Origin of the sequence: Carnobacterium gallinarum DSM 4847, from assembly GCF_000744375.1 — a bacterium.
Classification (GTDB): domain Bacteria; phylum Bacillota; class Bacilli; order Lactobacillales; family Carnobacteriaceae; genus Carnobacterium; species Carnobacterium gallinarum.
Map to the genome: position 1 here is coordinate 1,336,175 of NZ_JQLU01000005.1, position 12,537 is coordinate 1,348,711.

The following is a 12,537-nucleotide window of genomic DNA, read 5'->3' on the forward strand; positions in this document are numbered from 1 at the left end:
CTTTTTTTATCTTTTTTTCTTTTTCTTAGTAAAAATTCTTTTTTTAACAGGTTTAACATCGATTTCGTCATCATCGTCATCGAAGTCGTCGTCGTCAAACTCATCGTCATCGTCATCATCGAAATCGAAATCGTCGTCGTCAAACTCATCGTCATCATTATCATCGAAATCGTCGTCGTCAAACTCATCGTCATCATCATCGAAATCGTCGTCGTCAAACTCATCGTCATCATCATCATCGAAGTCGTCGTCGTCAAACTCGTCATCATCATCATCATCGAAGTCGTCGTCGTCAAACTCATCGTCATCATCATCATCGAAATCGTCGTCGTCAAACTCGTCGTCATCATCATCATCGAAGTCGTCGTCGTCAAACTCATCGTCATCATCATCATCGAAGTCGTCGTCGTCAAACTCATCGTCATCATCATCATCGAAGTCATCGTCGTCAAACTCGTCATTATCATTAGAATCATAAGATAACGCATCTTCATTCGCACTACGTTGATTTAAAAATGAAGCTAGGCAAAGGTATAGACTAGCAACTACAGAAACGAAGGCTAATCCAATCGTAATATAAGAATTTTTCATTAAGATTGATAAAATAAAGAAAGCAACGGTTACAATACTTAACGCAATAGAAGTCCACTTTACTAAAGTATATTGTTTTTCAACAAGTGCATTTTTAATTTCTAGTTTATTGTCTAGTTCAATGGCTTTATTTTCAAGATAAGCAATATCTTCTTGTGTTTTTGTTGCTAAAATATGTTCTTTGCGAGCTAAATTTTCTTCAATACCAGTTTTGAAATTTTTGAATTCTTCTTTATAAACTAAGAAAGCTTCACGTTCAGTTTTTAGTTGGTAACGTTCATCAGCCATTGTATTTTCATGTTTCGCTTTTTCTAAGACAATTTCTTTTTCAGCATTATCTTTAGCAGAAAAGGCATTTGTTTTAGCAATTTTTAACATGTTTTCAGCTTCATTTTTTGTGTTCTCAATTAGTAATTGAGCATCACTACGAGCACTTTCAATCGCTGTTTTCGCTTGTAATTCAGCTTTTTCCTGTTTTTTCTTTGCTTCACCATTCGCACTATTGATAATATTGCTTGCCATTTTCTTAGCATCTTCAATAGATTTAGTATTCGTAGTTTCAGCAATCTCTTTGTTTTTTTCCTGCTCTTGAGCTTGTAGTTCAACCTTTGCTTTAATCTCAGCCAAAAGTTGCTCAGCTTCACGGGAAGCACGATCCATTTTTCCTTCAGCAACTTCTTCAGCTTTTGAAAGAATACCTTTTTCTTTATCAGCAATTTCTTTTTCTAAAATGTTTTGACGTTCTTTATAGAATAAATCTAATTTTTCGATTTTTTCTAAATATTTACGTTCATATTCATCTTCTTGGTGTTGATGTTGTTTTTCGAGTTTTGCTAATTTTTGTTCTTCTTCAAGCGAGAATTGTTTTGCTTCATTAGTACGTTGTTCTTGGAGTGAAGCCATTTTTGTTTGATAAGTATTTTCTAATTCCAGCTCTTTTTCTTTGAAATTTGCTGTTAAATTCGCTTCTTTATCGGCAAAACGTTTCTCTGAATTTTCTTGTTGATCGGTATAAATCCCTTCCAACAATTTTAATTTTTCTTGATAATTATTTTCAATTTCAAGACGTTTTTCTAATGAAAGGTGTTCAATCTCAGCGATTTGATCGTTGAATTGTTTTTGTAATTCTTGGCGATCTGTTTCTTTTTGAGTTTTTAGTTCAGCAACTTGCTCATTATATTTTTCAGTTAATGCTGCGGTTACTTCTTGCTCTAAGTTTTGTTGTTTTTCTAATGTTTCTTGTAGTTTTTTAGTTAGTTCATTTTCTAAAATGGCTTGTTTTTCTGCAGAGTGTTGTGCTTTTTCAGCCATTTCGTTTTCAAAAGCTAGTTGTTTGTTACTAAAAGATGCTTCGAGTTTTTCTAAGCGATCCTGATGTTCTACTTCTAATTCTTTCTTTTTCATTTCCACTTCTTGGCTGCTTACTAAATTAGTTCTTTGTGCAGGTGGTGTTTGTGGAGTGATTTGGAAAGGGGTGATAGCTCTTCTAGCAATCGGCTCACGTTGTTGTTTAACGGGTGAGTCACTAGTTTTTATAGAAGACCCAACTACGGGGCTTTCAGATTTTATTTGATTAAATACTAAGTCACTTTTAAATGGATCATCATTTTTAGAAGTATCGTTTGAGGATGCTGGAATCACTAATTCATCTGATTGCAAAGCATCGATCAACGCATTTTTTTTGTCTAAAAAATTATGAAGTTTCATCTGTGTACTCCTCTTCTTGTTTTAATAGTGGATTTATTTGTTTTAAGTACTAATATCGCTCATAACTAATTTTCAAAATAATGACTGAAGCTACTACCTCCAGAAAATGGCTGTAGCTTCAGTCACTGGTTTTTTAGTCTATAGAATACGATTGAAATCCATTGTTCCATCGTTTTCTGTAGACTCTTCTTGTTTTACATCTTTGTAAAAGTCAGAAAAATTATTTTTCATTAATTCTCCATAAATTGGTTTAATGAAACTTGTAAATTGTTCATTCGATGTAAATTGATCTTGGAAAGCTTTAATTGTATAAGATAAGCAATTATCCCATTTAGCAGATTTAGAGAAGATAAGGTTTGTTTTATTTCCTTTTAATAAATCTTCAATATAAGGTTGCAACAATAAGCTACCGCCACCAGTGAAAATAATATGTTGACCACGAGCATTGATGTTGTATCCGCGAACAGCTAATTCATCCATAATCTCTTTTTTAACAAAAGATTGAACAACGTTCGTGATAAAACTTGTTGAATCTGCAAATCCTTCAATAGCACCAATATCTGTGATTTTTCCTTCTAAAATTGCTTTGTTGTAATCAATTCCACGGAAGTTAACATTTGGATTTTCAATAGCACGGCGAAGCTCAGCTTCAAGAGCGCGTTCTAAGAAATTCACACCTGCAACATCAATAGAGAAAGCTGTTTTTGCATTGCCTTTATTATCAAATTCACGGAAGTTAACATTTTGTCCGCCGATATCTAATACATAAAGTGAATAATAATCATCAACTTCAGTCATTCTAGGTAACATAGCTTGTCCTTCAGGTAACACAATCACATTCATTAATTGGAATGAAACTGGTTCGCCGTTTTGAGCAAACTCAATGTGGCCATTTTTGTCTCCAAAAATTAAGTTCTGATAATCTTCTCTGCGGAAATTGTTTTGGAAGTCAGTCGATGGGTAACCTAAAACTAATAGAATTTCCTCGTCTGGTTCTGTTACATAATCAGCGATAGTTGCATAGATACATAATTTATGATGAAGTGTATTTTTAGTTAGTTCAGTGTTGTAAGTTGTGTCAACACCTTCACCGATCATATAATAATCACCATCTAATTCCATGCGATATTGACGTAATGAGCTATCTTCTTCTAAAAAGCGCTCCTCGATAACTTCTCTTGTTTTTGATGGAAATGAATTAACTAATTCTAAATTTCCATTATCTGAAAAACAAAAGCTTTTTACTTCATTTTTACCTGGATCAATTACAACTATTTTCATATTATTCTCCTTTTTTCTCTATCTAGATTTTTCGAGATAGTTAACACTCGTTCTATAATTTGGTTAAATTAGCGCAATTATACACTTAGGTTTATGGTCGCATTTTAATGTCTTGAAGTCAATGGGTTTCCTTAAAAAAAACGGATTATTGGTGTTCATTTTTACTGAGATTGAGGAAAAAAAAAAAGACGGATTAAATTGAATATTTTTAACTTAAAAATGCTGGTTTCAACCTGAATTTATGAAAATATATTGGAGAAATAGTCAGAAAAGAGAGAAGGATTGAGTTTAAATAAAATAAAAAAATGCTGAATAATTGAAAAAAATAAGAAAATTCTAAAAAAAGAGGAGATTTTATTGAGAAATTAGTCGATATAATGGATTGTATTTTCAGTTAAGACAAAATATTATGAAATTATAAAAAATGTAAAGTATTGATAATGAGTGTTATTGAAGATAAAATGAAGAAAATAAATAAAGACATAGAATGATATCATTTATTTTAATACACGAGAAAAATACAAGGAGGGTAGAGATTATGTCGAGAATAGAAGATTATTGGGATGATCGGATAATATATAATGTTGTTTATGTAGCAGCTAATGCAGAAAAACCATGTAAAGAAGAGATAATAGAATTTCAAAAATCATTAATTTTTCCAGCAGAAGTTCCAGAGGAAGTTGTTAGAAAGCTGATTTTGAATTATTTTGATAACATTATTCGTATTACGATTTTGGACGAAGTATCAGAAGGGTTAGGACTAAAAATTAACTAGCCAATAAAAACGCATGAATTCATGGTGAATAGCATACGTTTCTATATAGGATAGGCTTTATTTAATTAGACGGTTGAGCTCTCTGACTTTTTTTTGATTGACTTTTTTTGCATATACATAAAACACCATCGTGTGAAGGACCAGCTCTAAAAGAAACATTGGAAAGATAAAAGGGACGATCAGCTCAAACATATAGTCTGAAAACAGTTTGACTACTACGAATCCTCCGATTAAATTAAAGCTAGAGCTGAGTAAAATATTCCAATAAAAAGCTAAAGTGAAGTGGTTCCACAATAGGTTGTAAAGAACACCAAATAATAAGCCTGTAATTCCTGCAATTCCAATAAAATGCCAGAATGTCATTTGTGTAGTCTTTTGATTGCTGAAGAAAAGAGTGGAGAGCAAAGTCACCCAAATTAAGGTAATTGTGAATGTTTGAAAAAATCCTAGTTTTAAATTATGAATCATCGTAAATGCCTCCTAAAGTTTTTAAGATAATGTCGACTAACAAAATAACGTGTTTGATTGTTCAAAATAAGTTCAATTTTTGCATTGCCACATGAGTGGAATTCTTTAATAAAATTTTTATTGATAATAGTGTGATTATTAATTTTTAGAAAAGCATCAGAGGTATTTGTTTCTTCAATTTGTTTTAAACGGCTAGCTAATAGGAACGTTTCACCAGTTTCAGTACTAACATTACACATTCGACCCTCTGATTCAATGGCGATGATTTGTGATTGATTCACTTGTACTTTTCGATTATTTTTCACATTGATTAGAACCATTTTCGTTTCGCTCTGTTTTAAGATATCTTCGATGTTTGGCCAATTTTTTTGTTCGGCAGGATGCGTGTTGATTTCAATGGTGTGTTGTGGCAGCTTAGAATTGACTTTAAATAGTAGCTTCAATGGGTTAATTCCTCCTCTCAAAATCAATAATACGTAATCGGCTTTACAGATACAATGATTCTTTCGTAAGTTGCACTTTTTTGTCGTTTTGTTGCAAAAAAAGTCATTTAATTAGGAAATGACCTAATTAAATGACTTTTTTTAAATTATTTGTGATAATTTTGATTAGGTCTGGTAAAAATAACAAAAGACCTGTAAGGAATGGTAGAACATAGGCAAAAAAACGATAGAATATCAACCAAACGATAACGACTTCTTTTCCTGTACCAAGACTTGTTAATCCGTAAAGAACAAATAAATCAAACGTACCTAATCCCCCAGGAACTAAGGAAAACATTCCGATAGCAGAACCAACTACAAAAATGATAAATAATTTCAATAGGCTAACATTCGTATTCAGTAAGTGACCAATTAAAGCAAAGGCTCCAAAAGAGAACCACCATCCAAAGCTTGAAGCGCCGAATAAAATCCATTGTTGTTTTGCTGAAAAATTAGTGAACAAGTTTTTAGCGCGCCACCTAGTAGTTATATATAAGCTAGGAAAAAGTAACGAACCAAGTAAAACAAGTGGCCAATACTTAGTTAAAGATGGGAATTCATTTGGAATGAATAAAAATAAACAGGTTAAAAAACATTGTAGACAAAAGCCTGAAATTAAAAATAATTCTATTTTTGAGACAGCCAGAGCAGTCTCTTTTTTATTTGTGCTTTTTCCATAAAAATACATGCGCAAAGGTGCACTAACTAACCCCCCAATCCCTGCAATATTAGCAAAGGTATTCGTAATCCAACCAGATATCAAAATATAACGTTTAGAGAAAAAGCCTGGTACGAGCTGAACAATAACAAAGTCTGATCCAATCATAGGTAGGAGTGAGAGTATTCCGGTGATCGTCATGAGCAGAATAGATTGCCAACTTTGAGAATTTAAACTTTTTTTCAAAAGAGATATTTTTAAATCAGCAAGAATGGACCGTGTTTCATAGCAAACAAAAGTAAGGATGAGTACAATAAAAATAACTTTAAACCAAGTCTCATATTTTTTAAACCAACTGAATAAAGCATGTAGTTTTAATTTCATAACTATCCTCCATGTGTATCTTGCTATTAGTTTAATAGTAAGGTTAGAGAATGTAAAAGAATAGCCTTTATTCAGCTTTGTTTTTTTGATAATGAGAAATGTCGCTGTAGAGTGTCACGTTGTTAGTGTGATCGGAGCTTATTTCAACACAACTCAGGCTAGTTGGAAGAATGTCTCCATTCTTCCAGAGATCCATCAGAGGTTGCTCTAGAAAATGAGCTAATAAAACTTTAATGGTGATGCGATGAGAAACAATTAAAATCGTTTTGCCATTATTTTCATGACAGATTTTCTTAATTTTAGCAACGGATCGTTGTTGGAGTTGTTGGAAGTTCTCGCCATTTCCATTTGGCTGATAGTCATGTGGGGCATGCCAGAACTGTTCCCAACTATGTGGATAGTTTTGCTGAATTTCTAGCTTACTTTGACCTTCCCAAGGTCCCATTTTAATTTCTTGTAGTTGAGAGGATTCGTTAATTGGGATTGCGAGTTTGGTAGTAATTAATTGTGCTGTTTGAATAGCTCGTAGACTGGTACTAACATAACAACAGTCGATTTTTTTTTCAGGTAAGAAATTAGATAAAGCCTGTGCTTGCTGAATCCCTAAATTGGTTAAAGCAGAGTTTAACTGTCCTTGCATGCGCTCTTCAAGATTCCAAAGGGTTTGCCCGTGTCGTACAAAATATAAGGTTGTTGTCATTTTTTAGCCTCGTTTCTAGTTAATATGCTACTCTTTTAATATACAAGGTTGGGTTCTCCCTGTATAATACAAGATACATTTAATTCATAACTTTTATCTATGAGAGGGGTTTCTGATGAATTTACATGGATTGCGACTTTTTTACGAAGTAGCCAAGCAGAAAAGTGTGACAAAAGCAGCAAAAAATTTAATGATTAGCCAACCGTCAGTTACGGCGCAAATTAAAAAATTTGAAAAAGAAGAGGGAATCACCTTGTTTATTCCTGATGGACGTGGCATTCAATTAACTGAAATTGCAACTGAATTGTACTGTGAAGCGGAGAAATTATTTGCGATTGAACAGCGAATTCAACAACTAATTGTGCAGTCCCGTAACCAAGAGGCAGGTCAACTGAAGATTGCTGGAAATTATTTGAGTATGAATTATATCTTACCTAAATGGTTAACTCTTTTTAAAGAAGCTTTTCCTAACGCAGAAGTTCAATTATCAACGTTAAATACTCAAGATGCAATTGAGTGTTTATCGCATTTTCAAGCAGATTTAGTGATTGTTGGTGGCGGTATTTTAGATTATCAACAGCAGTTTGTCGTAAAAAAAATTCAAAATGATGAGCTGTGGTTTGTTGTGGCTCCTAATCATCCAGCAGCCAATCGAACAATTGAATTAGAGCAGCTTTGTGCAGAAAAATTTGTTGGTCGTGAGTCAGGTAGCTATGTTCAAAACCAATTGGAGCTTCTTTTTCAACAAAGTCAATTACAGATGCCGGCTATAACGATTCGTTATAATGGTCTAAATGAAATGATTCATGGCATCAAAGAGGGTTATGGAATTGGGTATTGCTCAGCTTTAGTGAGTAGTGAATTAGTAGAAAAAGGTGAACTGGCTCGGATTTATGTATCGGATAGAATGAACGAAACAGGAAATTATTTGGGTTTTCGTAAAAATGAAGGAATGTCCTTGCTTATGAAGGGATTTATGGAGTTAGTGGTAACTTAAAAAACAAAATACGACTGAATTAGAATTAAACTTTGTATTTTAATAACACCTTTGATATACTTTTTTATAGGGGAGGTGAAAAATTTGAATATCATCGATGCATATAAAGCGTTTTGGTTGAATTATGTTAACTTTAACGGACGCGCAAGCCGTTCAGAATATTGGTGGCCGACAGCAATTAATATGATTATTTCTTCAATTTTTAATGCAATGTATTTTACGTCACTAATGGTTTATCTTAATGAAGCTACGGTAACAGGTAATACGTTATCTGCTACATTACCAACAATGCCGATTTTGGGTGTGATATTTGGTTTAGCAGTAGTTCTTCCATCATTGTCATTATTAATTAGACGTTTACACGATACGAATAAAAGTGGCTGGTTAGTGTTATTAGCATTTATTCCTTTTATTGGAGCAATTATTATTTTTGTCTTCACAGTATTAGCTGGAGATCAAGGGGACAATCCTTATGGAAGCAACCCACTTAAAGGTTAGGCAATATAAAAATGAGATAACTGCAGAAATATCTGCAATTGCCTCATTTTTTTTGTTTATTTTTTTAAGTTTAAAATATTTTTTACAGTGGCTTCCATTTCAGCAGCATCAATGACAGTATCATGTAGTACAGCTGCTGTGAATAGTTCTGTCACAGAGGGCGGAATTGGCAAGTTAGAAAATTCATGAAGTTGTTGAACTAACTTCGCTTCTTCACTTTCTAAGATGAACGTGTCAGTTGCGAAAGCATCCATAACATGTTGTGGGAACTTGTAAGGACTAGCGGTTGAAACAATCACAGTTGGTGTTGAATCCTGTGTCGCTTTTTGATATTTTTGATAAGCAGCAGCAGCAACTCCGGTGTGAGTATCCATTAAATAGTGATTCTCATTGAATACCGTCGCGATAATTTCTTTTACTTCTTCCTCAGTCGCTTGTTCACCATAGAATTTTTCTAAATTTTGATTCATCTCTGCTGTAATCGAATATTCACCATCAGCAAGTAGTTGTTCCATTCGATGTTTGGTTTCGCTGACTTCGTTATTGGCAATATGATAAATTAAACGCTCTAAATTACTAGAAATTAAGATATCCATTGAAGGCGACGTTGTGATATGGAATGGACGTTTGCGATCATAAGTGCCGGTTGTGAAAAAGTCAGTTAAGACATTATTTTCATTGGAAGCACAAACTAATTGGTTGATTGGAACCCCAATTTGTTTTGCATAGTAACCAGCTAAAATATTTCCAAAGTTCCCAGTTGGCACTACAAAATTAATGAGATCGCCATCTTTTATTTCACCAGATTTAATGAGTTGTGCATAAGAATAAACATAATACACGATTTGTGGCACTAAACGGCCGATATTAATCGAATTAGCAGAGGAGAATTGATAACCTTCTTGGCGTAATTCTTCTTTTAAATCAGTATTATTGAAAATATTCTTCACATTTGTTTGAGCATCATCAAAGTTCCCGTTGATTCCTACAACAAACGTATTCTCTCCTTTTTGCGTTACCATTTGTTTTTCTTGAATGGGGCTAACGCCATCTTTTGGATAGAATACAATGATTTTTGTACCTGGTACATCAGAGAATCCAGCCATTGCGGCTTTTCCAGTATCTCCAGAAGTTGCTGTCAAAATGACGATTTCAGCATCAACTTTGTTTTTCTTAGCAGCTACTGTCATAAAATAAGGCAAGATAGATAGAGCGATATCCTTAAAGGCTAAAGTTGAACCATGGAATAATTCTAAATAATTAACGTTTCCGACCTTGTTTAATGGCGCAATTGCCGGGTCAACAAATTTTTGATCATAAGCTCCATTGATACAGTACATTAATTCTTCTTCAGTAAAATCGGTTAAAAAAGCACTTAGAACTAAGTACGCCACCTCTTGATAAGTTTTGTTGGCTAATTCTTTAAAATTTAAGTCTAATTTAGGCATCTCAGTTGGTACATATAAGCCACCGTCAACAGCTAAACCTTGTAAAATTGCTTGCGAAGCAGTGACGACATTGTTTGCGTCTCGTGTACTTTGATAATTCAATCCCATATTTTTTCCCCCTTAATTCGTTTTTATTCATAGTAATCACAGCTAGTAAAATGTTTCTGTAAATTAATTTGAGAATCCCCTAAAATGATTTCATATACAGTAGTCTATTTTTGTGTTTCTTTATAGTTTACCAGATTTTGTGAGATTTTAGTATGACAAATTTAAGTATTTTTAACTTATTTACCGAACAAAATAAGGAGCATCTAGGAATAATCGATGACTCCGTTTATTTTTTTGAGATCAGAAGTTATTGATAGGGCGGCTATGTTTATCACGATAAAATAATGGATCAAAAAAAGGAAACCGACTTGTTTTGAAGTGGGTTTCCTCTTTTTTTATTTATTTTTCAGTTTGTTTGCTTTTAATAAGGAACGTTAAACCAAATCCAATAACTGCTAATGTTAATAGTAGAATCAAACTATTGTGTACACCTTGAGTTGTTAGCTCAGCAGGTGATAGTGCGTTTGCGGGATTCTTACTTTTGACTTGGCTAATGGTGATAATTCCAGCAACCAATGAAGTTCCTGTAGCTCCAGCTACTTGTTGCAATGTACTTATAATCGCTGTTCCGTCAGAGGTGATCTGTTCAGGCAAATGATTTAATCCGTTTGTTTGAGATGGAATAAAGGTCATTGATGCGCCTAACATTAATAGCATATGCAATAAAATAACCATATAAGGTTGTAATGTACTTGTGAAAATGAAGAAGCCTAGAACTGCAACGAGTGTAATAAAAGTTCCAGCTGTAATCAGTTTTTTAGGACCTTTTGCGTCTAAAATTCGACCAGCAATTGGTGCCATTAATGCACTTAAAACTGAGGCAGGTAACATCATCATTCCAGCAGTTGTGGCGTTTACACCAAAGACACTTTCGTTAAAGATAGGTAATAAAAATGAGAAAGATAGAATCATCATCATGACTAAAAAGACATTGGATAAGCCCACGATGAACATCGGATATTTAAAAACAGTTAAGTTAACTAGTGGTTTGTCTAATTTGATTTGTCTAAAAACAAATAATCCTAAAGCGACTAATCCAACAATCAAAGAAATAGCAACATTTGGATATTGCCAGCCCATCTCACCAGCGATACTAAATCCGTAGATAATTCCTGAAAAGGCTAGTGCAGATAAGCCAATTGAGAGAAAATCAAAAGGGATTTTTTCTAGTTTACGAATGGTGATAATTGACCATGAACCTAATGAAATTGAAACGATAGCGATTGGTAATAATAAAATGAAGATCCATTGCCAACCTAATGAAGTAACAATAATTCCGCCATATGTGGGTCCTAAAGCAGGAGCAAAGCTAGTAACTAAACCAGCCATTCCCATGACAACACCACGTTTGTTAATGGGGACTAGAGCTAAGATAATATTGAACATTAGAGGCAGTGAGATTCCTGTTCCAGTTGCTTGAATCAAACGACCTGTTAATAATAACGGGAAGTTAGTGGCTAATCCACAAAAAATGGTTCCTGTTGTAAAAATAATAGCGGCTGTTTGGAAAAGTCGCTTTGTTGGGAAACGTTTAACTAACATTGGTGAGATTGGGACAAGAATAGCCACAATTAATAGATAACCGGTTGTTAACCATTGTATCGTAGCTCCAACTACGTTAAATTCTCTCATTAAGATTGGAAATGCGACGTTTAATGCTGTTTCAGAGACGATTCCCATGAAGGTTAGCATGGCAATTGAAATAATTGCAAATAACACTTTTTTTTCTAATTTAGTTGCTGGGTTTTCCATTATTTACCTCCAGATAATTTTTATACATTTTTCCAAATTCATCTTTCTTTAGTTGAGTGATCTCTTTAGTGGGATCTAAGTTTTGAATCATAGAATCCATTAAATGATTTAAGAGTATTACTTCCTCTTGACTAAAGCCGTGAACCATTGTTTGATTGATGCCATCGATTTTTGTAATGATTTTTTGAGCAATTTCATGTCCGGTAGCAGTTAGGGTAATGGAATTGTAACGCAAATCGTTATTGGCTTGCTTCTTTTCAATCAGTTTCTTTTCTTCTAACCGCTTAATTGGATTCGTAATAGAAGAAGTTGAGATATCTAAGTAATCGGCAATTTCCTTCTGAGTACATTGTTCTTTAGTCAAGATAACTTCTAAAATTAAAGACTGTCCAATATGGAGATCTAAGCTATTTAGCTCTTGGTCAGCGAGTTTTTTATGCAAACGATTGAGACGTTTCATTTTCATGTTCAATGAGCCATTCGTTGAATCCATTTCACTGTTCATTTTTTTCCTACTTTCTCGATAGATAATACGCACCTATATAATACGCTAGTTTATTATAGGGGTATGAGCAGGATAAAGCAAGTAAATATTTAGTTTATAAAAAAGAAAATAAAAAACGCCTCCCTGGTTTAGGTGGGAGGCGAAAAAAGGGGTTAGAATTTATCAAAACATTATTTCAAATAA

12 protein-coding genes are annotated in these 12,537 nt (G+C 33.6%); 3 read left to right on the plus strand and 9 right to left on the minus strand.

Annotated elements, in window-relative coordinates:
• Nucleotides 1-6: 6 nt before the first annotated feature.
• Nucleotides 7-2,298, minus strand: coding sequence for a hypothetical protein (locus tag BR43_RS19925; protein ID WP_157464009.1), 2,292 nt, complete (start codon nucleotides 2,296-2,298; stop codon nucleotides 7-9).
• A 138-nt stretch (nucleotides 2,299-2,436) separates the two neighbouring features.
• Nucleotides 2,437-3,579, minus strand: a complete 1,143-nt coding sequence (locus tag BR43_RS10990; RefSeq protein ID WP_051933920.1) for a ParM/StbA family protein — start codon at nucleotides 3,577-3,579, stop codon at nucleotides 2,437-2,439.
• A gap of 538 nt (nucleotides 3,580-4,117) precedes the next feature.
• On the opposite strand from BR43_RS10990, the gene BR43_RS10995 reads away from it, so the two are divergent.
• Entirely contained in the window at nucleotides 4,118-4,354 is a 237-nt protein-coding gene (locus tag BR43_RS10995; protein ID WP_034562001.1) for a hypothetical protein, read from the plus strand.
• Nucleotides 4,355-4,411: 57 nt separating this feature from the next.
• Here BR43_RS10995 and BR43_RS11000 read toward each other — a convergent pair whose 3' ends face one another.
• From BR43_RS11000 to BR43_RS11015, 4 genes are all read right to left on the minus strand, one after another.
• On the minus strand, nucleotides 4,412-4,822 hold the full coding sequence (locus BR43_RS11000) for a hypothetical protein (RefSeq protein WP_034562003.1): 411 nt from the start codon (nucleotides 4,820-4,822) through the stop codon (nucleotides 4,412-4,414).
• Nucleotides 4,819-5,265: a LytTR family DNA-binding domain-containing protein gene (locus tag BR43_RS11005; RefSeq protein ID WP_034562004.1), complete on the minus strand. Its 447-nt coding sequence runs from the start codon at nucleotides 5,263-5,265 to the stop codon at nucleotides 4,819-4,821. Before BR43_RS11005 ends, BR43_RS11000 begins: the two co-directional genes overlap by 4 nt.
• Before the next feature lie 127 nt (nucleotides 5,266-5,392).
• Nucleotides 5,393-6,346 (minus strand): lysylphosphatidylglycerol synthase domain-containing protein, encoded by a 954-nt coding sequence (locus tag BR43_RS11010; RefSeq protein WP_051933921.1) that lies wholly within the window; start codon nucleotides 6,344-6,346, stop codon nucleotides 5,393-5,395.
• Nucleotides 6,347-6,413: 67 nt separating this feature from the next.
• The gene (locus BR43_RS11015) at nucleotides 6,414-7,046 is read right to left on the minus strand and encodes a histidine phosphatase family protein (protein WP_034562006.1); all 633 of its coding nucleotides are present in this window, start codon (nucleotides 7,044-7,046) and stop codon (nucleotides 6,414-6,416) included.
• A 115-nt stretch (nucleotides 7,047-7,161) separates the two neighbouring features.
• On the opposite strand from BR43_RS11015, the gene BR43_RS11020 reads away from it, so the two are divergent.
• Both BR43_RS11020 and BR43_RS11025 read left to right on the plus strand, forming a co-directional pair.
• A complete protein-coding gene (locus BR43_RS11020) occupies nucleotides 7,162-8,043 on the plus strand; it encodes a LysR family transcriptional regulator (RefSeq protein WP_034562008.1) in 882 nt (293 codons plus the stop codon).
• A gap of 84 nt (nucleotides 8,044-8,127) precedes the next feature.
• Nucleotides 8,128-8,541 (plus strand): DUF805 domain-containing protein, encoded by a 414-nt coding sequence (locus BR43_RS11025; protein ID WP_051933922.1) that lies wholly within the window; start codon nucleotides 8,128-8,130, stop codon nucleotides 8,539-8,541.
• A gap of 56 nt (nucleotides 8,542-8,597) precedes the next feature.
• Here the strand turns inward: BR43_RS11025 and thrC are convergent, their stop codons facing one another.
• The 3 genes from thrC to BR43_RS11040 form a co-directional block, all read right to left on the minus strand.
• Nucleotides 8,598-10,097 carry a threonine synthase gene (gene thrC / locus BR43_RS11030; protein WP_034562009.1) on the minus strand — a complete coding sequence of 500 codons (1,500 nt, stop codon included), beginning with the start codon at nucleotides 10,095-10,097 and terminating at the stop codon, nucleotides 8,598-8,600.
• A gap of 339 nt (nucleotides 10,098-10,436) precedes the next feature.
• Entirely contained in the window at nucleotides 10,437-11,849 is a 1,413-nt protein-coding gene (locus tag BR43_RS11035; protein ID WP_034562010.1) for an MDR family MFS transporter, read from the minus strand.
• The gene (locus tag BR43_RS11040; RefSeq protein WP_245617858.1) at nucleotides 11,830-12,354 is read right to left on the minus strand and encodes a MarR family winged helix-turn-helix transcriptional regulator; all 525 of its coding nucleotides are present in this window, start codon (nucleotides 12,352-12,354) and stop codon (nucleotides 11,830-11,832) included. The genes BR43_RS11035 and BR43_RS11040 overlap by 20 nt, the downstream gene beginning before the upstream one ends.
• Nucleotides 12,355-12,537 lie beyond the last annotated feature (183 nt).